General features: G+C 54.5%; 24 protein-coding genes. 3 read left to right on the top strand and 21 right to left on the bottom strand.

Going from position 1 to position 23,406, the window contains the following annotated elements; all coding sequences use genetic code 11:
• Positions 1-9: 9 nt before the first annotated feature.
• The 15 genes from smc to arsS all read right to left on the bottom strand — a co-directional run bounded on the left by smc (position 10) and on the right by arsS (position 13,945).
• On the bottom strand, positions 10-3,510 hold the full coding sequence (gene smc / locus QZ516_RS07340) for a chromosome segregation protein SMC (protein WP_297188034.1): 3,501 nt from the start codon (positions 3,508-3,510) through the stop codon (positions 10-12).
• A 130-nt stretch (positions 3,511-3,640) separates the two neighbouring features.
• On the bottom strand, positions 3,641-4,831 hold the full coding sequence (gene ccmI, locus QZ516_RS07335; RefSeq protein ID WP_297188032.1) for a c-type cytochrome biogenesis protein CcmI: 1,191 nt from the start codon (positions 4,829-4,831) through the stop codon (positions 3,641-3,643).
• Positions 4,828-5,388, bottom strand: coding sequence for a cytochrome c-type biogenesis protein (locus QZ516_RS07330; RefSeq protein WP_297188030.1), 561 nt, complete (start codon positions 5,386-5,388; stop codon positions 4,828-4,830). The genes ccmI and QZ516_RS07330 overlap by 4 nt, the downstream gene beginning before the upstream one ends.
• 119 nt (positions 5,389-5,507) lie before the next feature.
• A complete protein-coding gene (locus tag QZ516_RS07325; protein ID WP_297188028.1) occupies positions 5,508-5,879 on the bottom strand; it encodes a carboxymuconolactone decarboxylase family protein in 372 nt (123 codons plus the stop codon).
• Between the two features lie 13 nt (positions 5,880-5,892).
• Complete coding sequence (locus QZ516_RS07320; protein ID WP_297188026.1) at positions 5,893-6,417, bottom strand: DsbE family thiol:disulfide interchange protein; 525 nt, start codon at positions 6,415-6,417, stop codon at positions 5,893-5,895.
• A 16-nt stretch (positions 6,418-6,433) separates the two neighbouring features.
• Positions 6,434-8,407 (bottom strand): heme lyase CcmF/NrfE family subunit, encoded by a 1,974-nt coding sequence (locus QZ516_RS07315; protein ID WP_297188024.1) that lies wholly within the window; start codon positions 8,405-8,407, stop codon positions 6,434-6,436.
• A 23-nt stretch (positions 8,408-8,430) separates the two neighbouring features.
• The gene (gene ccmE, locus QZ516_RS07310; RefSeq protein WP_297188369.1) at positions 8,431-8,886 is read right to left on the bottom strand and encodes a cytochrome c maturation protein CcmE; all 456 of its coding nucleotides are present in this window, start codon (positions 8,884-8,886) and stop codon (positions 8,431-8,433) included.
• 38 nt (positions 8,887-8,924) lie between these two features.
• Positions 8,925-9,137 carry a heme exporter protein CcmD gene (ccmD, locus tag QZ516_RS07305; RefSeq protein WP_297188022.1) on the bottom strand — a complete coding sequence of 71 codons (213 nt, stop codon included), beginning with the start codon at positions 9,135-9,137 and terminating at the stop codon, positions 8,925-8,927.
• Between the two features lie 6 nt (positions 9,138-9,143).
• Positions 9,144-9,887 carry a heme ABC transporter permease gene (locus QZ516_RS07300; RefSeq protein WP_297188020.1) on the bottom strand — a complete coding sequence of 248 codons (744 nt, stop codon included), beginning with the start codon at positions 9,885-9,887 and terminating at the stop codon, positions 9,144-9,146.
• A 43-nt stretch (positions 9,888-9,930) separates the two neighbouring features.
• Complete coding sequence (ccmB, locus tag QZ516_RS07295; RefSeq protein ID WP_297188367.1) at positions 9,931-10,602, bottom strand: heme exporter protein CcmB; 672 nt, start codon at positions 10,600-10,602, stop codon at positions 9,931-9,933.
• 2 nt (positions 10,603-10,604) lie between these two features.
• The gene (gene ccmA / locus QZ516_RS07290) at positions 10,605-11,243 is read right to left on the bottom strand and encodes a cytochrome c biogenesis heme-transporting ATPase CcmA (RefSeq protein ID WP_297188018.1); all 639 of its coding nucleotides are present in this window, start codon (positions 11,241-11,243) and stop codon (positions 10,605-10,607) included.
• A gap of 102 nt (positions 11,244-11,345) precedes the next feature.
• Positions 11,346-11,534: a PA3496 family putative envelope integrity protein gene (locus QZ516_RS07285; protein WP_297188017.1), complete on the bottom strand. Its 189-nt coding sequence runs from the start codon at positions 11,532-11,534 to the stop codon at positions 11,346-11,348.
• 118 nt (positions 11,535-11,652) lie between these two features.
• Positions 11,653-12,300: a TIGR04282 family arsenosugar biosynthesis glycosyltransferase gene (locus tag QZ516_RS07280; RefSeq protein ID WP_297188014.1), complete on the bottom strand. Its 648-nt coding sequence runs from the start codon at positions 12,298-12,300 to the stop codon at positions 11,653-11,655.
• Positions 12,297-12,971 carry a TIGR04283 family arsenosugar biosynthesis glycosyltransferase gene (locus QZ516_RS07275; protein WP_297188013.1) on the bottom strand — a complete coding sequence of 225 codons (675 nt, stop codon included), beginning with the start codon at positions 12,969-12,971 and terminating at the stop codon, positions 12,297-12,299. Before QZ516_RS07275 ends, QZ516_RS07280 begins: the two co-directional genes overlap by 4 nt.
• Positions 12,971-13,945: an arsenosugar biosynthesis radical SAM (seleno)protein ArsS gene (arsS, locus tag QZ516_RS07270; protein WP_297188011.1), complete on the bottom strand. Its 975-nt coding sequence runs from the start codon at positions 13,943-13,945 to the stop codon at positions 12,971-12,973. Before arsS ends, QZ516_RS07275 begins: the two co-directional genes overlap by 1 nt.
• Positions 13,946-14,058: 113 nt before the next feature.
• Between arsS and cobB the strand changes: the two genes are divergently transcribed.
• Positions 14,059-14,766: a Sir2 family NAD+-dependent deacetylase gene (gene cobB / locus QZ516_RS07265; RefSeq protein ID WP_297188009.1), complete on the top strand. Its 708-nt coding sequence runs from the start codon at positions 14,059-14,061 to the stop codon at positions 14,764-14,766.
• Positions 14,767-14,790: 24 nt separating this feature from the next.
• Here the strand turns inward: cobB and QZ516_RS07260 are convergent, their stop codons facing one another.
• From QZ516_RS07260 to QZ516_RS07250, 3 genes are read right to left on the bottom strand one after another with little or no spacing between them, the layout of a single operon-like run.
• Entirely contained in the window at positions 14,791-15,861 is a 1,071-nt protein-coding gene (locus QZ516_RS07260) for a succinylglutamate desuccinylase/aspartoacylase family protein (RefSeq protein ID WP_297188365.1), read from the bottom strand.
• Between the two features lie 2 nt (positions 15,862-15,863).
• The gene (locus QZ516_RS07255; RefSeq protein ID WP_297188007.1) at positions 15,864-17,366 is read right to left on the bottom strand and encodes a glutamate--cysteine ligase; all 1,503 of its coding nucleotides are present in this window, start codon (positions 17,364-17,366) and stop codon (positions 15,864-15,866) included.
• Between the two features lie 56 nt (positions 17,367-17,422).
• Positions 17,423-18,955 (bottom strand): FMN-binding glutamate synthase family protein, encoded by a 1,533-nt coding sequence (locus tag QZ516_RS07250; protein ID WP_297188006.1) that lies wholly within the window; start codon positions 18,953-18,955, stop codon positions 17,423-17,425.
• Positions 18,956-19,130: 175 nt separating this feature from the next.
• Here QZ516_RS07250 and QZ516_RS07245 point away from each other — a divergent pair, with 175 nt between their 5' ends.
• Positions 19,131-19,685, top strand: coding sequence for a DUF2062 domain-containing protein (locus QZ516_RS07245; protein ID WP_297188004.1), 555 nt, complete (start codon positions 19,131-19,133; stop codon positions 19,683-19,685).
• 14 nt (positions 19,686-19,699) lie between these two features.
• Here the strand turns inward: QZ516_RS07245 and QZ516_RS07240 are convergent, their stop codons facing one another.
• Genes QZ516_RS07240 through QZ516_RS07230 form a run of 3 tightly spaced genes read right to left on the bottom strand, consistent with a single transcriptional unit; the run spans position 19,700 to position 22,895 of the window.
• Complete coding sequence (locus QZ516_RS07240; protein ID WP_297188002.1) at positions 19,700-20,935, bottom strand: lipoprotein-releasing ABC transporter permease subunit; 1,236 nt, start codon at positions 20,933-20,935, stop codon at positions 19,700-19,702.
• Positions 20,936-20,941: 6 nt separating this feature from the next.
• Complete coding sequence (lolD, locus tag QZ516_RS07235; protein ID WP_297188000.1) at positions 20,942-21,661, bottom strand: lipoprotein-releasing ABC transporter ATP-binding protein LolD; 720 nt, start codon at positions 21,659-21,661, stop codon at positions 20,942-20,944.
• Positions 21,651-22,895, bottom strand: a complete 1,245-nt coding sequence (locus QZ516_RS07230) for a lipoprotein-releasing ABC transporter permease subunit (RefSeq protein WP_297187999.1) — start codon at positions 22,893-22,895, stop codon at positions 21,651-21,653. Before QZ516_RS07230 ends, lolD begins: the two co-directional genes overlap by 11 nt.
• 185 nt (positions 22,896-23,080) lie before the next feature.
• Between QZ516_RS07230 and QZ516_RS07225 the strand changes: the two genes are divergently transcribed.
• Positions 23,081-23,389, top strand: a complete 309-nt coding sequence (locus QZ516_RS07225; RefSeq protein WP_297187997.1) for a hypothetical protein — start codon at positions 23,081-23,083, stop codon at positions 23,387-23,389.
• Positions 23,390-23,406 lie beyond the last annotated feature (17 nt).

Here is a 23,406-nt window from a genome sequence, read left to right as displayed (position 1 = left end):
TAACAGGCCCTAGGCTTCCGCCAACTCCACGGCCTGATTAACATCCACACTGACCAAACGTGACACCCCAGGTTCATGCATGGTAACCCCCATCAACTGATTGGCCATTTCCATGGCAATCTTGTTGTGGGATATGTAAATAAATTGCACTCTGGCAGACATTTCTTCCACCATTCTGGCATAGCGGCCAACATTCGCGTCATCCAACGGTGCGTCCACCTCATCAAGCATACAAAATGGCGCAGGATTCAATTCAAAAATTGAAAACACCAGTGCAATAGCTGTCATGGCTTTTTCACCGCCCGACAACAGGTGAATGGTAGTATTTTTCTTACCCGGTGGTCGCGCCATAATCGTAACGCCAGTATCCAGTAGGTCATCCCCCGTCAGTTCCAGATAGGCGTGACCGCCACCAAATAATTTAGGGAACAGTTCCTGCAGGGAGCTGTTGATCAGATCAAAGGTCTCCCTGAATCGGGTGCGGGTTTCCCTGTCAATTTTTCGGATTGCATCCTCAAGCGTCTGCAGCGCTTCTTCAAGCTCGGCATTTTGGGCATCCAGATACGTTTTTCGTTCCGACTCCAGCTTGAACTCATCAACTGCAGCGAGGTTGATCGGACCAAGCCGCTGAATGCGGTTGGCCACCCGCTCCAGTTCGCCCTCCCACTGGGAGAGATCCGCATCATCCGGTAGCGCCGCCAGCAGACCATCCAGGTCAAAGCGATGCTCACTGATTTGTTCCGCAATCGTTTTACTGCGAGTAGCCAGATCCTGGGCGGAAAGCCGATGCTGTTCCAGCTCCACCCGTTCGGTCTGTATCTGCTGCTCCAGCTGGCTACGCCGTTTTTCGGTTTCGCGCATTTGCTCTTCGATCGTCTCCAGTGCCTGTCTCGCAGTGGTGAGCTCTCTCTCTACTGTCAGACGCCGCTCCAATTGCTCAGCCAGATCTTCCTGAAGTTGCAGTGTCGGATCTTCATGCTGATTGAATACCGCATGCAGCTGTTCGCGGCGCTCCTGAAGCCGGGCCACCTGCACCTGCAAACGCTCAATTCCCTCGAGGATAGCGTGCAACTGTGTACTGACCGACTTTTCCCGCATGGCCAGCTCATGGCAGTGATCGCGGTCGTGTCGGGCGGCCTGCCGCGCCTGATCGAGCTCAGCGCGAAAGCTGTCTCGCTGCTGCAGCAACTGCTCACGCCGGACGCTATCCTGCTCCATCATTTCAATGGCGACTGACAGGGATTGTCGGGCAGTTTTGAGATTTTCCTGCTCCAGTTGCTGCTGCTGCAACGCTTCATTGAGCTCATTTTCGGCGCGGGTGCGACGGGCAGCAAACTGCTCCACCTGCATCTGATTGGCAGCCAGCACGGAGCGAAGCTCCGCGTAGTGGCGCTGCTGCTCAGTCATGTCGCGGCTAATTTCTTCGCGACTGACTTCGAGCTCCCGCAATACCTGCTCTGTGGTACTTTTCTCGTCAGACTGCACATCAATAATCGATTGACATTCAGACAGCTCACGGGTCAGTGACTCGAGTGCCTGTTGTCGTTTTAAAACACCGGCACGGGCATCCTGATCGCGAGCCACCCTGAGCCAGTTGGCACCGAGCCACAATCCGTCTCGCGTGATGACAGATTCCGCTGCGGCCAACGTCTTGCGCATCGACAATGCTGCAGAGAGATCTTCAGCGACCAACACGCCAGTTAATAATGACCCGGCCCATTCACCCGTGACTTTGCTGGCCAGAGAGCTGGCTAATGCCGGTTGACTCACATCACTTCCGGCGCGATCCAGCAAAACCAGATGCCCCTTGCCGAACGTATCGAGCTGACGGCTCATCGAGGTGAAATCATCAACGCAAACCGCTTGCAGGTAATTACCCAACACTGTTTCCACAGCCGTTTCCCAACCCGGCTCCACCTGAAGGGTTTCTGCCAGTTTCGGGTGTCCGGTCAGTTCCTGGTTCTCGATCCACTGTTGCTGGTCACCCTCGCCACCTAATGCAGCCTGCTGCAGCGCCTCCAGCGATGACTGTCTGCCAAGCATGGCCTGCAGTTGGCCCCGTTGTTGATCCAGCTCAGCGCCAATTTCAAGACTTTTCTGGCGGGTATTTTCAACCTCAATATTCAGGCTATCCAGACGTGCCTGCTGATCTCCGAGGGCCAGCTCGACCTCCGCCAGCTGCGCCTGTACCAAGGCAATTTCTTCCTGCACCGGACTGTCACTAAGGCCCTGATATTCCTGTTGCACTGCCTCTATCCGCTCGGCCAGTCGACGCAACGCCTGTTCCAGGTGTTGAATACGGGACTGCTCTACTTCCGCCTGTTGGCGGGGCTCGCCGGATCTGAGATTGAACTCGTCCCACTGGGATTGCCAAGCCTGCATGGTTTCCTCAGCCAGACCTAATGCACTCTGGGAAAGCTTCTCGGCGGCATTCGCCTTTTCCAACTGAGGCGCGATTTCCAGCAATTCACCCTGCCACCTCTCAGCCTTCTCTCGATCGACACGCAGATGCTCTTCAGACTCGGCAAAATTACGGTCCGTTTGCATCAGGTCCTGTTGCAGTTCGCGGGCCCGATCCTGCACATGCTGGATGGCCTGCTCGATTCTTGCCACCTCAGCGCCAATGCTGTAATAGCGCCCCTGCACCTCGTTAAACCTGTCACCCGACTCCGTGTACTCGGTACGGTGACGCTCCACCGCTGTATCACAAGCACTGCGTTCGGTAACCAGTGCCTCAACCTTTAACTCAAAACCGGAAATGACCTGGCGGCGCTCGACAATCTGTTCCTCCAGCAATCGCCAGCGAAGCGCTTGCAGCTCTGCCTTGATTCGGCGCTCTTCCTTTTTGAATTCGGTGTACTTCTCAGCGGCCTGCGCCTGGCGCTCCAGTCGGCCCAGTTGCCGACCCAGCTCTTCGCGGATATCGGTGAGGCGCTCCAGGTTTTCCTGGGTGCGACGGATGCGGTTTTCTGTATCCCGTCGACGCTCCTTGTATTTTGAAATCCCCGCAGCTTCTTCGATATAAACACGCAACTCATCGGGGCGGGCTTCAATCAAGTTGGAAATCATGCCCTGCTCAATGATGGCATAGCTGCGCGGGCCCAGCCCGGTACCGAGAAATATGTCCGTGATATCCCGTCGACGGCATTTGCTGCCGTTCAGGTAGTATTGGGATTGGCCATCTCGGGTGACTTTGCGCTTGATGGAAATTTCACTCCAGCTCGCATACTCGCCACCCAGAGTGCTATCGGAGTTGTCAAAGACCAGTTCTATCGAAGCCTGGCCCACAGGTTTTCGCCCACCGGAACCGTTAAAAATGACATCGGTCATGGACTCGCCGCGCAAATGTTTGGCAGAACTTTCGCCCATAACCCAACGCACTGCATCAATGATATTGGATTTGCCGCAACCATTCGGACCGACAACGGCACAGAGGTTGCTTGGAAAAGACACAGTGGTCGGGTCAACAAACGACTTGAAGCCTGCCAGTTTGATACATTTGAGGCGCATGATGTCTCTTTTTAATGGCATTCCTGCCAGAAGTTTTGTTGCATTGACAGCCGTATCAGCCGGTCGTTATCGGACGACTGGAAAACTGCGATTTTACACAGCTGGGCAGCGTCCACAAGCAACGGTGATCCTATAATTTCCTGTCGATAAGGATGGTTGCGGCAATGCCCTGTTTTTTCATGGAGAGGACCTCGCTGGCACCTTCCAGATCACCTGCTGACGGAGCCACTGAGCCCGTTGCTGAAACCCTCGCCACCACCTCAATCCGATCAGCTGAAGAGAGTAACTTGCCATTGGGCATTGCCATTGAATCATCAAGAATGACGGTGGTCGGCAGGTCAGCCACCTGTAATCTGGCCACGGCCAGAGGCATTGGTGAGCCCTGCCATTCCCGGGCAAACACATAAATCACCTGTCCTGAATCGGCAGTCAGCTCCGGTGCCAATGAGACATTCACACGCAGGGAGGGCAAGTTATCTCCCATTTGTTCACGGGCACGCTCGATTCCCGCCTTCAGGGATTCAGCCTGGGGCGTAGAGGGGTGGATCGCCTGCAGGGCATTTTGCCAGCTGGCAATCGCCACGAGATAATCGCCCGATTCAAATGCACGGATGCCCTTCAGGCCCAGAGCGGTGAGATTATTGGGGTCAAGGGCCAATGCACTCTCGAGCGCGGAATCAGCTTCAGGACTGAAACGGTTTCCGGAGGAGAAATAAGCCGCCTGGGCATATTCTGCCTGAAGGTCTGCGTCTTCGGGAGCAATCCGCACAGCACGCTGGTAAGTGGCACTGGACTGTAGAAACTCACCGTCCTCAAGCAGCATACGGGCCAGCGTAACAAGGTAATACACATTATCCGGTTGGTCTTGCAGACGGCCGGCAATCTTCTGTTGCAGCTGCTGGCGGATTTCAGCATCTGCTTCGCTGTCCCGGTTTACAAGACGCTGCTCCATCAGCTCACTGATCAGCACATCCTCGCTGGAACCCAGTTGCTGGTAAAGACTGAAAGCCAACAGGGGCACCAGCAACAGGCCCACCATCAACAACCAGGCGCCACGGGATCGAGTGGATTCTGTCACCGGTAAATCTGACTCGTCTGCCAGTAGCAGGCGTTTCTGTTCCGCGACCAGCTCGCGATACTGCGGCTCATCCATTTCACCATCGGCCAATTGGCGGTCGAGCTCCGACAGCTGTTCACGAAACAAGACAATGTTGGCCTGTTGCCCTTCCTCTGACTGCACGCGGGGCGCTTTTCGCAGCAGCGGATAAATCACAAAAATAGCGGCCAGCAAGGTAAGAGAAGCCAGGATTGACCAGATCATCGCTCTACCCCACCGCTGTTTTTCTCATCATCTGACCCCGACTGTTCGCTCTCCCCCAGCAGCGTTTGTAATTGCGCCTGCTCTTTCGCCGATAATGCTTCACTGCTGCCGGCCGTTGCCAGCGCTCCGTCGGGCCGGGTATTTACAGGCTGCGCATCCATGGACTGGCGACGATATACCCTCCATAAAATACCAATACCAATCACCACCAGAAGCAATGGCGTCAGCCAGAGTATCAGTGTGGTATTTTTGACCGGCGGGCGATACATGACAAATTCACCATAACGATCAACCAGAAAGTCGACAATTTCACTGTCTGTTTTCCCGTCTTCCAGCATCCGGTAGATCTCACCGCGGAGATCCTGGGCTATAGGGGAATTGGAATCTGCCAGAGTCTGGTTCTGGCATTTTGGACAACGCAATTCAGCCACCAGCTCGTGAAACCGTTGTCGTTTGTCATCGGAGGAAAATGTCTGTACATCTTCAGCGGCCCCGACCGATCCGGCACCGGCCAGCATCAACAGTAAGAAAGTCCCGACGGTTAAAACCCTGTGCATACCTGATCCCGTTTTTCCTGCGTTAACATCCGAACAGTCCATCGTTGAGCGAGCTGGCGAGGCATCACCTGATGTTTCCCAGGAGGACATAAACAGACTGGCTGTGCCGTGTCCCCCCCTCACTGATCTTCAACGATTTCCTTTGCTGCACGAAACGCCTCCTGGAGGGCAGGCGCGCCGATATAGGGTGCCGTATGCAACAATACCTCGCGAATCTCCTCAACCGTGCAACCATTGCGCAGCGCACCGCGCACGTGACCTTTTAACTCCGCTGGTGCTTTGAGTGCTGCCAGAACGGCAATCGTAATCATGCTGCGGGTTTTTAGAGGCAAGGAGTCACGCGCCCACACGGAACCCCAACAGTTTTCATTGATATAGTCCTGAACGGGTTGCGTAAACGCGGTAGCCGCCGCCATGGATCGATCGACAAACTCATCGCCCATCACCTGGCGACGCACTCTCATTCCTCGTTGATAATCTTCTTCAGACATACGACCTGTCACCTCATTGAATTTCTTGCCATACGGGCAGCAACTTGTCTCTCCAGACGCGCTCATCCACAACACCAATATGCTTGTAACGTATAGTGCCGGTACGATCCACGACGTAGGTTTCAGGCGCACCAAAGACGCCGAGGTCCAGCCCCATTCGTCCCCGCGCATCAATCACACTCAACGCATAGGGGTCACCTTTATCCATCAGCCATTTTTTAGCCGCATCATTATCGTCCTTGTAGTTGAGACCGATAATACGTATCCCCTGATCAGCCAACTTGTTGAGAAAGGGGTGCTCGATCCGGCAGGCAACACACCAGGTGGCCCAGACATTAAGCAGTGCGGGCTCACCCTGAAACAGCGCCTCCGTCACTGAACGCGTCTCATCACCCAGTACCGGGAGAGAAAATACCGGAACGGGCCGATCAATCAGCGCCGAGGGCATGGCATTGGGGTCACGCTCCAGGCCATTGAGTAAAAAAATGGCCAGCACCACAAACACCATCAAGGGCAAAAAAAGCTTTAATCTGGACACATCACCACCCGATCATTCAAACGTTGCCTGCCAGGATACCCGAACCGGTCTGGGTAACCCGCTGTCGCCGATATCGCTTGTCCAGCACGGCAATCAATCCGCCAATGGAAATCAGCAAGGCGCCCAGCCATATCCATCGGACAAAGGGTTTGAAATGCACCCTGATCGCCCAGGCCCCACCCTCTAACGGCTCCGCCAATGCCACATAAAGGTCACGCCACAGGTTTCCGTCTATGCCCACCTCGGTCATGGTTTGACCACTGGCCACATAGCGCCGCTTTTCAGGCTTTAGTTCATTCACCCGTTTTCCATCGCGGGTCACTATGATCAGTGCCTGGTCCGCAATATAGTTGGGTCCCTGTACCTTGCGGACCTCAACAAATTCGAACTGATACCCAGCCATCTCCACCTGGTCGCCCGGCACCATCCTCACATCCCGCTGAATACTGTAAACCGTTGTCACAGCAGCCCCCACCATACAGACCACCACCCCGAGATGCGCCAGGACCATACCATAGTAACTGCCTTTGAGCCGTGCCAGGCCGTGCCATCTCGAACGGGAATGGCCGGATTTCTGCCAGAGATCAAGTGATGTCACCGCAAGGACCCAGATTGCCACGACCATCGTCACCGCAATGACCAGAGAATAGTCCGTATTAAACAGCAGTGGCGAGAATGCGCCTGCCAGCAATGAAATCAGCAGTGGTGGCGTCAGAAACCGCCGCAGGCCGGCAAGGCTGTTCCGCTTCCAGCGCATCACGGGAGCTACCGCCATAAATACTGCCAGAATGAGCATCAGCGGAACAAAAAACAGATTAAAATAGGGCGGCCCCACAGAAATTTTTCCCCAGTCAAGCACATCGGCAAACAGGGGATAAAGTGTCCCCAGCAGAATAATGACCATGGCACTGACCAACAGAATATTGTTGCCCAGCAAGAACATTTCCCGGGAAACACCGGTAAAATGGGTCACTCCCTTCACCGAAGGTCCCCGCAGGGCATAAAGCAACAACGAGCCACCCACCACCAGCGCCAGGAACACCAGAATAAAAACCCCTCGCTCCGGATCAGCAGCAAACGCATGCACCGAGGTCAGCACCCCGGAACGGACCAGGAACGTCCCGAGCAGGCTGAGCGAAAAGGCAAAAATCGCCAACAACAGCGTCCAGCTGCGAAATACGCCACGCTTTTCCGTCACTGCAAGACTGTGGATCAATGCTGTTCCCACCAACCATGGCATGAAGGAGGCGTTTTCGACGGGATCCCAGAACCACCATCCGCCCCAACCCAGTTCGTAATAGGCCCACCAACTGCCCAGCGCAATACCGAGTGTCAGAAATACCCAGGCCATATTGGTCCAGGGTCTGGTCCAGCGAGCCCAGGCGGCGTCCAGACGACCGGCGAGCAGAGCCGCCACAGCAAACGAAAAAGCCACCGAAAAGCCCACATAACCCATATACAGCATCGGCGGGTGAACAATCAGCCCGACATCCTGCAACAGCGGATTCAGGTCGGCGCCTTCCGCAGGATAAAACGGCAGGCTGCGCTCAAACGGGTTGGAGGTGAACAGCATGAACAGGTAGAAGCCGACACTGATCAACCCCATCACCGCCAGCACCCTTGCCACCAGTTCCTTCGGCAGAGTCTGACTGAACAGTGCCACAGCAAAACTCCACGCCGCCAGGATTAATGCCCACAACAACAGGGAACCCTCATGGGCGCCCCACACGGCACTGACCTTGAAATAATCCGGGAGTAAAGAATTGGAGTTGGCGGCGACGTAGCGCACGGAAAAATCGTCGTTGAGAAATAACGCCACCAGACAGCCAAAACTGAAAGCCACCATCACGGTCTGACCAACCACCAGCGGTCTCGCCGAGGCCATCCACAAGCGGTTGCCCAAAGTTGCACCAGCCAGGGGTATCCCAGACTGCAACAAAGCTAAAATCAGTGCCAGGATAAGCGCAAAGTGACCGTATTCTGCAAGCATAGGTTAGTACCCGGTTTTTTCTGTCAGGATTCATCCGCCGATTGCTGGGCCCGTTCGTGAGCGGCATTCATGGCATCTGCCACTTCCGGAGGGGTGTAATTTTCATCGTGTTTTGCCAGCACTTCAGACGCCATAAAAATGCCCTGCTCATTCAACTCACCTGTGACCACAGCAGCTTCGCCCGCAGCAAACAGGTCAGGCAGAATACCGGTATAGTGGACTTCCACCTCGGCTTCACCGTCTGTCACCAAAAAACGGACAAACAGCGAATCACGTGCCCGTTCGACACTCCCGTCTACCACCATACCCCCGGCGCGAATGCGGACACCCGATGGCGCATCACCAGCAGCAATCTCAGAAGGGGGATAAAACAAATTGATGTTATCCCGCAGGGCATAGGTCATCAAACCCACGGCCAGGGATGCCGCCACTACAATAAAAATGACTAAAAACAGTCGCTGTCGACGAATCGGATGCATCATAGTCTAACTCTGTTTTTTGCAAGCATGCTTTGGGGTCACTCTTTACCTGCCTGGCCTGAACTGCCCTGCCTGACAGTTTCACGACGCAGCTCCCGGGCAACAGCCTGTCGCACGCCCGATTGCCGAAATAACGGACTGACTACAAGCCAGACCATGACAAGGATGGCTATCAGGTAGGCCGACCATACGTAGGCACCGTGCCCGTCCATCTGCAAAAAATGCTGAAAACTGTCAAAACGGAATATCAACGTCCATCACCTTTGATTTTGTAACACAACATCCTTTACCCAACTGGACCGACGCTCGCGATGCAGAATTTCCGAGCGGGTATTGAGAATCAGCACCAGCGCATAAAAACAATAAAAGCCCGCTATCATTACCAGCAACGGGTGAAACATATCAGGGTGCATGGTGGGGGCTTCCGTAAATTTGATGGTCGCAGGCTGATGTAGTGTGTACCACCAGTCAACGGATTTATAAATAATCGGAATATTCACCATACCCACCAGTGACAATACCGCACTCGCCCTGTTCGCGGCATCGACGCTTGTGTAGGAGTGCTGCAGGGCCATCACCCCCAGGTATAAAAACAACAACACCAGCATGGAGGTAATTCGAGCATCCCAAACCCAGTAGGTTCCCCAGGTGGGTTTTCCCCAAATGGCTCCGGTAACCAGCGCGACAAAGGTCAGCGCTGCACCAAGTGGTGCCGCTGACTTCATCACCATATCCGCCAGCTTCATTTTCCAGATCAGACCCACGGCACCGGCAATCGCCATCACGTAGTAACCGGCCAGTGCCAGAAAAGAGGCTGGCACATGAATATAAATAATTCGGAAACTGTTTCCCTGTTTCGCATCCCGGGGTGCAAAACCGAGCCCCCACACCAATCCGATGATCAGTAATAGAAAGGTGATACCCCCCAGCCAGGGGAGCCACTTGCCACTGGTCTGATAAAACCAGCGGGGCGAGCCCAAGCGATGAAACCATTGCCACATAGTGTTTTTAACCTTATTTTTGATCGAACCACCGACCAAATAGTCAACCGTGCATACTGACCCGCAGAGCACCGGCCGTGGCAAACGGTGCAATCAGTAGCGAAAAAGCCAGCAGCGCGCCCATGACCGCCAACGGGCCCTGTACCGAAAACCCATCTACAGATCGCTGAACCGCGCTGGCACCAAAGATCAGCACTGGCATATACAGTGGCATCACAATCAGTGATAGCAACAATCCGCCCTTGCGCAGGGCAACCGTCAGTCCGGCACCTATCGCACCCAGCAAACTCAATACTGCGGTGCCCATCAGCAGGCCCAGAACCAATGGCAGATATCCCGCCGCGGGAAGGGACAACATCATACCTAAAACCGGCGCCAGGAGGGTTAATGGCAGCCCCGTTATCAACCAATGAGCCAAAATTTTTGCCAATACCATTAAATAGAGCGGCTGTGGGGAAATGACCAACTGTTCCAGTGTGCCATCCCGGTAATCACTGTGGAACAGCCCCTCCACTGAAAGTAGCGAAGCCAGCAGCGCCATGACCCACAAAATACCGGGTGCAATTTCAGCCAGGCGGCTGGGCTCAGGTGTCAACCCGAGGGGAATAAGGGTCACAACAATGAAGAAAAAGATGATCGGATTCGCTATCTCACCCCGGTTGCGGAATGCCAACAGCAAATCGCGGCGCAATATCGCGGCAAAACCATAGCCCATACTCAAACGACCTCCGCCGAAGCCACCAGAGGAAAACGGCGCACATTGGCAATACCCAGGTCCTGATGTGTCGAGAGGACTGCCATACCACCGCGCCGGGCATGTGCAATCAGGAGTGCCTCGAGGTCGGCGACCCCCTGTTTGTCAATCGCGGTAAACGGCTCGTCAAGTATCCAGAGGGGCGCTTCTGTCACCAACAAACGGGCCAGTACGGCCCGCCGCTGTTGGCCGGCAGATAGCGCATAACAGGGGATATCCTCATAGCCGCACAAACCCAGCGAGCCAAGGATTTCTTCATTTGTCAGGGGGCTACGGTCCCGGTAAATCCGGCGCCACCAGATCAGGTTTTCAATGGGTGACAGTGATTGCTTCAGACCAGGCAAGTGACCAAGAAATAATAGATTCTGCAAATACAGCTGGCGATGGCGGGCCACATCATTGCCCTGCCAAAGCAGCTTGCCGGCGGTGGGCATCAAGGCTGTCGAAAGAATTCGCAGCAATGTGGTCTTGCCGACCCCGTTGGGCCCTTCTATTTGTAGAATTTCTCCAGACTCCAGCGACAGACAGATCCCGGAGAACAACAAACAGTCGTCCCGTTCAAAAGCAATCGAGTCCAGTATCAGTTGTGGAGTTTGGGACAACAGAAAACATCCAGCCAGAAGCGCAGACGATATTATGCCAAAACTCGGGGTGGTGAGGGAAAAAGTTACCCGTCATCAAGAAAAAACCGTGAATGACGGCCGTCAGTCGATATCGTAGTCGTAATCACGTATCAATTTTTGCAGTCGACGCTCTTCGAGGCGATCTTCGAGACGCCTTCTGGCCTCTGAGTTGACTATTTTCACGACAACCTCAGCCGTTTCAGTTTCCTGACCGGCATCGTCACCCTCACCATCGAAATCATCATCTTGTAAAGCTTCTTCGCCACTCATATCGAAACTCCTGGATCCCGATAAAACGACCCCTGCGGGACGGGGGTCAAGCACCACTGATTTTGCGCAAAAATAGGCGCAAAACAGAAACTGGTCAAGAAAAATAATTCTTTTAATATCAGCAAGTTAAATATTTCTTAAAAAATAATTCCCGCTCAACGCTACTTACTAGATAGTGCAGATCTTCATTTCGGTCAATATCGACCAGTGTATCCAGCTCAAGCCACTGCAAACAGTTCGCCATCAAGCGCTGCCGCGTCACCTCCATAACCCTCCCGGTTCCCCATGGCACGTCTTCAAAAATACCCGGACAAGGTCGATTGAGCCCCACCAGCACATAGCCGCCATCACGGGCCGGACCCAATACAGCGGGGACTGTCTGCAACGCCTTGAGCGCAGCCGCAATATAATTACCATCAATTCCCGGGCAATCGCTGCCGATCAACAACACGTTGCGGTAATGCGGTAGTCGATCAGCAAAAGCGTGGGACATGCGCTGGCCAAGGTCGGTGCCCTCCTGCAGGCGAAACGGCACACCCGCAGGATCCAGGAGAGCATCGAAAAAAGGGTGCTGACGGTCAGACCAGACTTCGCTGTCAACCTGCCCCACTGGCAAATGGCGGCTGAATACCCAGCTGACCAGCGCCCGGTGAAGCGCCACACAACCCGCCTGCCCCAAAACGGGTTCCAAGCGGGTTTTTACAGCACCCAATAGTGGAGCCTTGGCAAACTGTATCAGGCAGTTATCGGAGGATCGGGGCATCATTCTGGGTAATACTGCCTGGCCAGACGTGCTGGGGACACGCCCAGAAAAAACGCCAACCGCAACCACCACATCTGCAGTACCGTGTTCACAATCCCCCGCTGCTGCCAGCGACGAACAGAAGTCTCAACAGGGGAAGGCAGCACCCTGGGTGGGCAGAGGGCCTTCAGGCGCCGACAGATTTCCACATCTTCCATCAGCGGGATAGCGGCAAAACCGCCAATCTGATTAAACATATCGCGGCGTACAAACAGCGCCTGATCGCCAGTGCCAATACCGGAGAGACGCGCCCGATAACTCATCGCCCGCTCAATCACCCGAAAAGCCCAACCGGCTCCTCTCAGTTTGACCGGGAAAAATCCCCAGTCATTGTCCGACAGCCAAAGGCTGGAAAACTCGTCAGGCAATCGCGTATCACAGTGCAGAAACAGCAGATAATTACCGCAAGCCTCTGCCGCCCCGGCATTCATCTGCAAACTGCGGCCGCTGGGGCTGCTGATGACGAGATCAGCCTGGGCACTGGCTCGTGCCACCGAATCATCCGAGCTTCCCCCATCCACCACGATCAGTTCAACCCCGGCCTGGCGAAGCCCTTGTAAACACTGGAGACAGGACGTTATCTCGGCACCTTCATTGAGCACCGGAATAACTATACTGAGCGGCAAACCGGCCATTAGCCCAGCGCACCGCCACAGCTACTGCCACTGCCCGCAGTACAGCCGTAGCAGTGGTCACCAATGGCAATCGGTCGTCCGGACAGATCATTCTGCAATAGTTCGCGCAAATGTGGTCGACGGTCTGAGGCAATGTGTTCGCTAGGGGCGGACATGGGCATCTCAAGCATCTGGTTGAAATCACAATCATAGAGATAGCCCAGCCAGTCCACACTGACGGTATCGCGGCACATGACCGTTTCCAGATGCTCGCGGTGATAATGGTCCTTCAGCAATTGCATATAGGATTCATAGTTACCCCGGGCCAGCAACGTGGCACCGAAGCGACTGATCGGCATATTGGTGATGGTAAAAAGCTGATTGAACACGATGCCATAATCTTCCAGCAGACGGGTTTTGTATTCCTGTTCAAGCTGCTGCTGCGGGGGTGGAAGAAATACCCCGTTGGGGTTGTAAACCAGGTTTAATGCGAGGTCTGGCTCTCGCCCGTAACCCAGCGCATTCAGCTTTTGCAGCGCCTCGATACTTTGCTGAAAAACACCCTTGCCGCGCTGCTCGGCAACATTCTGCTCCGTGTAACAGGGCAACGATGCGACTACAGTTACACCCTGGGCTGCCAGGAACTCCGCCAGATCGGCCTGGTCTGGCTCAAGAAGGATGGTCAGATTACACCGATCAATGACGGTAACACCCTGCTTGACCGCCACTGATACCAGAAGGCGAAAATGGGGGTTCATCTCCGGCGCACCACCGGTCAGATCGAGTGTAGCAATCTGTCGTTCGCGCAATACCCGCAATACCAGCTGGACAGTCTCCCAATCCATCAGTTCGGTGCGGTTTGGCCCGGCATTGACGTGACAGTGGCTGCAGCTCTGATTGCAGAGATAGCCCAAGTTCACCTGGAGCGTCGACAAACCCCTTCTCTGCAACTGGGGGAAATCGGTAGTGAGCAGAAACGGTCGGGTATCTCTCATTGTATTATCCTGCGAATATTCGTCTGGTTTCTGACCCTTGCGGGCTTGTACAGAACCAGTGTCGGTATGGCGATAGTTGCCGGCCAAACTGAAAAAATTGGAATAGATGCCCTATGTCCACCAAAACCTGTCAATCCGTCGTTGTTTTAACCGGTGCCGGAATCTCCGCTGAATCCGGCATACAGACCTTCCGAACCAGCGATGGGCTCTGGGAGAACCATCGGGTAGAGGATGTTGCCTCACCCGAGGGCTTTGCCCGTGATCCGGCCACAGTACACCAGTTCTACAATGAACGCAGACGGCAACTGCTGGATCCGGGTATCGTCCCCAACCCGGCCCATATCGCACTGGCTGAATTTGAACAACGCTTCTCCGGCAACTTCACGCTGGTCACACAGAATATCGACAACCTGCATGAGCGGGCCGGTAGCAGCCATGTTCTGCATATGCATGGTGAGTTATTGAAAACCCGTTGCAGCGCCACCGGGAACATTTTTGACTGCCACCAGCATACTGCGTCATCGATACCCTGCCCATGCTGCGACAAAATAGCCACGCTCCGCCCCCACGTGGTCTGGTTTGGTGAAATGCCACTTTTTATGGATGAAATCCACCGGGCTTTACACCAGTGCGATTTGTTTATTGCTATTGGCACCTCAGGTCATGTCTATCCGGCTGCCGGCTTCTTTGCCATCGCCAAAGCTGCCGGGGCACAGACGGTTGAACTCAACCTGGAGACCTCGACCAACGGTTCGCAGTTTGACGAATGCCATCAGGGACCGGCCTCGATATTGGTCCCCAACTACTTTCGATCACTGTAATCCCGGGCTCCAGAAGCAATCGGATCAAGTCATCAGGGTCGTTTGCAAATGGGTATGATCCACTTCTTTCACCGCATAAAAAATACAATCACTCACCGCTATCGAAGGATTGGTCGTCACCATAAAAAGCTTCAGGAAAATTCGCGGGTAAAGTTTACCCTCCCGTGAAACAAAATAGTCATCAATGACATCACGGCCACTGGCATCGACCACCCTGAGATTCTCAATACCCTGTCGGCTCAGCCAGGCCAGCGGCGAATCCGGACCGACGATGCCGAAATTTCGCCGGTCGAGGTGGAGCGGCAAGGTAATATCCATATCGGGGCAGGGTTCCTCTGCGTAGCACAGACATCCTGCAGGTTTCAGCTCCACCCTTACCGGATGCCGATAGATATCCCGCTCCGCCAATTTCTCTGAGTCGGGGAGCATCGGCCTGGCGAGCTCTGCTTCCGTCATAAATCGTTTTAATCCCTGTCGGGCAATCGTGTCTGACAGCGCCTGAGCAGCGCCGCCACACTCGATCGTCACCACCGGACAATTGAGGTCTCGTGACTCCATCAACGCCCCCAGACGGATATCGGTAATAATGAGCCGATGGGTAAAGAGAATGGCGATATCCATATGTATGGGCTGCTCTTCCACAGCGACCGCAAAAGCGGGTCCATCACCGGAAGTATTGTGGAGGTCAATAACGGCCTCGGGCCCCACCCGGCGAATGATATCCAGCAACTCAGCAGCCAACATCGCTTGAGCATCTGTGTAGGGGGGAGCAAACAGCCGATTCATGTCACGCTGATCTGGCAAATAGCGGTGACTGAACTGTGGTTCAGTCAATGCCGCCTCGACCGAGACAATGGCCAGATAGGTATCCACCTCCGGTTCAAAGCCCTCGCGCAACAATTGGTGGATCGCTTTCAAACCGGAGGGTTCATTGCCGTGCAGCAGGGTGACCACAAAACGGCAACGGCGGTTATCGCGACCATCCAGCTTGATCACCGCTGGCCCGCCTAACTGAACAAGAAAATCGGCAACGGATGCAGGCACATCTTCTGCCGAGAGCTTCTGGAGCATTCTGAAGGCCTTGCTAAACTGCATATTCACGCCTCTGCCTGCTCAATATCAGCCCATTGGGATACCGGGATGTTGGCTATTGAGCGCGCCTGGTAAGCGGCCAACAGCTGCCGGCAAACCTCCTTCCGGTTCATGCCGGTTGACATCAATTGATTGAATTGAGCCAACTGCCAGCTCGCACCATTAGTCCCGGTTGATAATCTGTCCTTGATGACTTTCAGCCACTTACGGCGCTCTTTTTCATCGACCCCGATGCTGGCCAAACCCCGCTCCGCAGTGGGTAACAACTGCTCTAATACACCGACCAAAGATTGCTCCTGCAAACCGTTCTGTCGCGCATTCGGCCATAGTACCTGGGCCTGTAGACCATCCCGGGCCGCCCGGTAAAAGTTCTCCTCGGCATAGCTAAACGGCAACGCCGACAACAAGGGTTCCAGCTGATCGGCCAGCCCCTCGGCGAGCCCGATAAACAGCGCCGCATTTGCCGCCATGTCCAGTGGCGTAGGTCCTGCTGGCAATGATCTCATCTCTATCCTCACATGAGCGTCGTCCTCGGGATCAAAAATTGGCCGGTTCCAGGACCAGATGGTTCCATCATGCAAACAGAGTTCATCAAGCAGCGGCATACCACCACCTGCCACCACGGCCCGGGGATCTTCCGCACTGACCAGCGGCATCAGAGGTTTGTAGAGTTGCACGGTTTCCCGGAACAATTCCAGTGCATTACCCCGCAACCAGCCGTGACCAAAGCTGACTCGGGCCGGCTTGCTCCAGCCATCAGGCCCGACTTCAGGGTCATCAATGGATTGCCTGAACAAGGGTACCCGGGTTTCGTGCCAGAGTCGGTGACCCAGTAACAGTGGCGAGTTGGCGGCGACACCAACCAGCAATGGGGTAACCAGCTGAATGGCGTTCCACAGCATGCCAAACCGGGCGGGGTCAGCGCGGTAGTGCAACTGAAAAGACGTGCAGGCGCCCTCCAGTGTCACATCACCGTGGACCAGATGAATAGGGTCGGGACCGTCGATATTGATGCCGAAAACATCCGTTCGCGATTGCCGGATGGCCTCGGCGAGAACTTGATAACGCGGCGTATCAGTCATCACAGCTTCGCCGAAGTGGTCGGGCCCCAGGGTGGGCAGAATACCGATGGGTACGACGTCACTCCCCTCTTTATCCAGCAGAGACCGTAAATCCGCCAGGGTTTCCAGCATTTGCTGCTCGATGGCAGTAAACGGCTGGCCAGCAGCAAACACCGGCGACAGATTAAACTCGAGATTGTAGCGGTTCAGTTCAAGGGTCAACCTGGGATCGTTGCTTTGCGCCTGAACCTCCAGATTACGCAATAGTGGCCCACCTCGCCCGTCGACCAGATACAACTCCAGTTCTGCGCCAATACTGGCGCGTCCCTGGCCAAACCCCGGCCGGGCCAAAAGACTATCCAGCGCTTCGAGGCAATGATGCAATTTTTCTTCAAACCGCTTGAAGTCAGCAGGCGTGAAGCTGGTTTTATCGATGGATTGCCCCATGAACCATACCCCTTTTCTCCCGGCTGACCGGTTTTAACTATGACATCGCTGTGACGTCATTGATCAATATTTCCCGGGGGAAACAACCTGGCGCCCATCTGTTCCGAAGGATAAAGACTTTCAAGGCTTTCCGAACGCCCGGAACTGGTAGCCACTCTGGCGTGATGGCGGCGCAACTGGCGGGGCTCAAAAACACCACAGGAATGGGCAATCATACCGACATCGTAGGTCATGTTTGCCACATAATTTGCCACCCGCTCGGACTTCAGGGTGGGATCCAGCCCCCGCTGCAATCTTGGGTCATGGGTCGTGACACCGGTGGGGCAGGTATTTTTATTGCACTGCATGGCTTGAATACAACCGAGAGAAAACATGAAGCCACGCCCGGAGTTGACAAAATCCGCGCCCATGCAGAGCGCCCAGGCCACCCCGGAGGGCACAATCAGTTTTCCCGATGCAATTACCTTGATGCGCTCTTTGAGACCATAGCCATGCAACAGGTCAACGACCGCCGGAAGGCTCTCGCGGATGGGTAGCCCCATATAATCCATCAACGCCTGAGGCGCGGCACCTGAGCCACCCTCTGCTCCATCGATCGAAATAAAGTCGGGGGCCGATTCAATGCCCCTTGCCAATATCAGTTTGAAGAGATCTTCCAGCCAGACGGTATCGCCAATGACCGTTTTGAATCCTACGGGCTTTCCCGTAACCCTGCGCACCTGCTCAATCATATCCAACAGGCTCCCGGCATTGGTGATTTCCAGGTGCCGGTTGGGACTGATTGCGTCCTCACCCACCGAAATGGCCCTAATCAGGGCAATCTCTTCAGTGACCTTGGCCCCGGGCAGAATACCGCCCTTACCCGGCTTGGCACCCTGACTGAGCTTGATCTCAAACATTTTGACCTGCGGATGTGTGGCAATTCCGGCCAACCGTTCTTCGCTGAGCCGCCCCTGTTCATCCCGAACACCAAATTTGGCAGTGCCAATCTGAAAAACAATATCGCAGCCGCCCTCAAGGTGGTAGGACGACAAGCCACCTTCGCCAGTATTTAACCAGCAACCGGCTTTGGCCGCGCCTCGGGATAGCGCCTGCAATGCCGGCCTGGACAGCGCACCGTAACTCATACCGGAAATGTTCAGAATGGAAGCCGTTGTGAAAGGGGTTTCACAATAGGGGCCAATGGTGATGGGGCTGGGCGCCACCGCATCCTCGCCACGGGTGGGATAGGCGCAGTTGACAAAAAATACCGACCCGAGTGGGCGCAGGTCACGGGTTGAACCGAAGGCCAGCGTTCTATCCACATCCTTGGCCGCCCGGTAGACCCAGGCGCGCTCGGCCCGATTGAAGGGCATTTCCTCGCGGTCCATGGCATAAAAATATTGACGGAGAAATTCGCCCATGTGTTCAAACAGGTAACGAAAACGACCGACAATGGGGTAGTTTCGGCGAACCGCATGCCTAGTCTGGGTAATATCGATGATATAGAAGACAACCAGCGTGAGGATTACCAGACCAAAAGTAAGCACAAAAATGACGGCCAGAGAATTTAGCGTGAAGTAAACCCAACCTGACGTGACTGATTCCATATTTTATTTTGACCTGTTTTTAATGATAGGTAAGATTCAGGAGATTAAAATAATCTCACCGATCTGACCATGTTACGCTGGTAGAAACAACTATCCAGTTGACCTGATCAGTGGCCTACGGGGCAAAAACTGATCATAATTCCGGCCCCGCACGCCACCACATCAGCCCGAACTTATGCCCAAAAAAATTTTACGCCGCTTTCTGCCGGATCCACACAAGATCCTTCACGTGCGCCCTATCCGCTGGATGGGTCCCCTGCTGAAAGACCCCAACCTGTTTCATATCAACCGTGCCTCGATTTCAACGTCTTTTTTCATCGGGCTATTTTGTGCTTTCCTGCCGATTCCGGGACAAACCCTGGTGGCGGTGTTGCTGGCATTGATATTCCGCAGTAATTTGCCTCTGGCGGTGGCACTGATCTGGATCAGCAACCCGCTGACGATCACACCGATGTTCCTGTTTGCCTACAGCGTGGGCACTTGGCTACTGGGTCAAAGAGAATCTCACCTTGTCATTGAGCTCAGCTGGGACTGGGCGGTTGCACAGGGTAGTAGAATTTGGCTGCCATTGCTGACCGGTAGCCTGGTCTGCGGGTTGGTCAGCGGCATCATGGGCTATCTGACCATTTTGAATCTGTGGCGGTGGAAGGTGGTCAAAAACTGGGGTATTCGCAAGAAAAAACGCCAGGGGCACGCGGCCGCACTATTAAATCAGAGAAATAAACCTTAACCGATAACAAGCGATTATTCGTACCTCAGAACATCTGCAGGGCGAGTATTGGCAGCACGGATAGCAGGGTAAAGAGTCGCCAGAAAATTCAGTGCTAAAGCCACTGCGACAATCATCCCCACATCATTCCACAGCAGCGCCGAGGGGAGGTAGTCAAGCGGGTAGATTTCCGAGTTGAGTAACGGGCGACCCATCAACAACTCAAGCCACCGAGCTGCGGCCGTCACATTCAAGGCCCCCACCACACCCAGCAGCACACCCAGCAGGGTGCCAAACAAACCAATCAGCGCACCCTGTGTGAGGAAGATGGCAACAATCTCATGCCGGACAAACCCCTGTGTTTTGAGAATCGCGATCTCGGCACGCTTGTCGATCACAGTCATCATCAACATTGAGATGACATTGAAAACAGCGATGGCAATAATCAGAAAAACCAGCAGGGAAACCAGGTTACGAGACATTTTTATGGCTTGATAGAGGTTGCCATGGGTCTGTATCCAATCGGAAAACCGGTAACCGGACGGCAGCACTTGCAACAGGGCATAACCGGTCTGGCGCGCCTCAAAAACATCGGCCACCCGCACCTGCAACCCCTGGGCCAGACCCGTATGTCCCGCCAGCCTGGAGGCTGTTTCAAGCTTGGCCAACACCAGGCTCTGGTCAGCCGCCGTACGGGTATCGAAGGTACCCAACAAGGTAAACGTCGACACCTTGGGGGCTTGCTGGAGCCCGCCACCTCCGGAGGCAGGCACCAGCAATGTCACCCGGTCGCCCGCTGACAACGACAGTTTTTTGGCAATCTCACCCGCCATCAAAAGGCCATTGGAATGAACAGCCAGCTGCCCCATTAGTTCCGCAGAGACAAACATACCCATGAACGGATCGGCCAGGGACGGCTCCAACCCCATCACTTCCACTGGTCTGGTTCTGCCACGAGACGTCAGCATGCCCTCCAGCCGGGTAAACGGCATCACGGCGCGGACATTCGGCTGCTGCTCCAGAATATCGCGCAACTTGTCGCTCTGCTGAACACCATGCTCGTTAAACAATCGTATGTGGGGCACCGCTGCGAGGATGCGAGATTCCATTTCCCGATCAAATCCGTTCATCACTGACATCACCACCACCAGCAGGGCAACGCCCATCACCAGTCCCAGGATGGCCAGCAGTGAAATAAACGACACCATCCGGTTGCCAGCACCAGAGGTAAAATTACGCAATCCGATAAAGACGGTTAGGGGTCTGAACACGGCCGGCTACAATCCCTGACCCGTGGAGCGGGATCCAGTGACATCCGTCAGACAACCCTCCGTGAGGGAGAGCACCCGATCCATCCGGGCCGCGACCTGCGCATCATGGGTGACCACCACAAAACTGATCGCCAACTCACGGTTTAATGACATCAGAAGCGCCAGCACCGTCTCTGCTGTGACAGGGTCAAGGTTGCCGGTCGGTTCATCCATCAACACACAGGCCGGTTTTCTCACCAGCGCCCGGGCAATGGCGACCCTCTGCCGTTCACCACCGGACAGCTCAGAGGGTTTGTGATCGCAACGTGCACCCAGGCCAACCCGGTCGAGCATTTCCCGGGCCAGCGCCTTCGCTTCGGCCACCGGTGTTTTTGCCACCAGCAGCGGCATGGCGACATTTTCAAGTGCGCTGAACTCGCCCAGCAGATGATGAAACTGGTAGACAAACCCCAGGTGCTGATTGCGCCAGCGAGCCCGCTTCGATTCGTTCATTGGCTTCAACGCCGCCCCCATCACATTGACGAAGCCCTCGTCCGGGTCATCCAGTCCACCCAGCAGGTTCAACAGGGTGGTCTTTCCGGAACCCGATGTTCCGATGATCGCAATTCTCTCGCCACTGTGAACCTCCAGTGACAACCCCTTTAACACATCAATCCGCTCTACTCCCTGACGGTAGTGTCTGGCTAGGTTGTCACAGTGCATCACTGCGGTTGAATCAGTGGTCATAACGCAAGGCCTCCGCCGGTAAAATCTGTCCCGCCCGGTATGACGGATACAGGGTTGCCAACAGGCTTAAGCCGAAACCCAGTCCGCTTATCATCAGGACATCCTGCCACAACAGCCTGGAGGGTAGCTGGCTGATGAAATAGACATCCGGATCAAAGACCCTGAAGCCTACCGCATATTCAAGCCAGTGGACGATGTCGCCAATCCACAGGGCCAGCAAACTGCCAAAGATCACACCACAGAACACCCCAAAAGCACCTACGGCACTACCCTGTACCATAAAAATTCGTGAAATCGTTCCAGCCTCGACACCCAGGGTGCGGAGCACCGCGATATCCTGGCGTTTATCAGCCACCATCAAAATCAGGCTGGCAATAATATTAAAAGCCGCGACGGCGATAATGGCTGCCAACAACAAGCTGACTACCTTTTTCTCCAGCTCTATCGCCTGGAATAAATTACCCATGTCCTCCGTCCAGGCTTTGGCTTTGAATTTGGGACCCATATCGTTATTCAATGTGGCAACAATGTCACCTGCATCAAAGGGATTGGCGAGTCGCAACCTCACGCCTGTGACTGCATCCCCGGTGCGAAACAGCTTCTGGGCATCCCGATAATGAACAAAGGCCAGCCCCGAATCCACCTGCGCACCCACCTGAAACACACCAAATACGCGAAACCGTTTATATCGCGGAAAAATACCCGCCGGCGTCACATTCAGCTCAGGCAACGACAGCATCACATAATCGCCCCGAATAACCCCAAGCGACCGGGCGAGCAGATGACCGATAACGATGCCGTACTCGCCCGGTTGGAGTAACGCCATCTCACCCACCATCATATGCTCGCTGATCGGGCTGACTGCGTCTTCCAATAGCGGGTCTATACCCTGTATCAAAACACCCTGTCCCTGGGCATCTGAAGACAACAGCCCATACCCCTCGACGTAGGGAGCAAACGCCTCAACACCCCGGACGAGGTTTGCATCGGCACCCAATTGCTGCCAGTTGTGGACACCGTCTTCATTAAATATTGCCGCATGGGCTACCACATTGAGAATTCGCTGCCTGATTTCGTAATCGAAACCATTCATCACCGAAAGAACCAGGATGAGGGCCGTCACCCCGAGTGCCATCGCGACAAAAGACAATAATGATATAAAGGATACGAAACCATTTTTGCGTCTGCTGCGGATATAACGCAGACCGATAAAAAAAGGCAGGTTAGTAGTCATGGGAAGGCATTAAATCGGAATCCCTGGAGTCAAACAAGGGAACATTTTATCCGACAGGTAAACGGTTTGTCTGATCCCCGCCAATTTGGCAGTTGCACTTCCCGCATTTCAGCTTACTATAATTAAAACCGACAAAGGCAACCCCGAACCAAACCGGATACGCCTGAACTCTAGGGAATTTGATCATGAATAAACCACTGATACTGCTTTTTTCTGCGCTATTAAGCCTGCCCCTGGCTGCGAGCGCCGAACGGATTATTATTCCCATTGGACAGCAGTCTGCGGAAAATCAGGCCATTGCGAAGCCAGATCGAGGCATCAGCAAGGACAGGGTTCGCGCTAAATTTGGTGAGCCCTTAAGTATGAAACCCGCGGTGGGAGAACCGCCGATTTCATCCTGGGAGTACCCTGAATTCCACGTCTATTTTGAATATGAGCACGTACTCCATTCGGTGCTAAAACGCACCGAACCGGAAAGTACCGCCACAGAGTAATACCTCTGCAGCCCTGC

The organism is uncultured Porticoccus sp., from assembly GCF_913061305.1.
Classification (GTDB): Bacteria; Pseudomonadota; Gammaproteobacteria; order Pseudomonadales; family Porticoccaceae; genus Porticoccus.
Note: the sequence above shows the minus strand (reverse complement) of the source record. Positions and strands in the feature narration are given on the sequence as shown.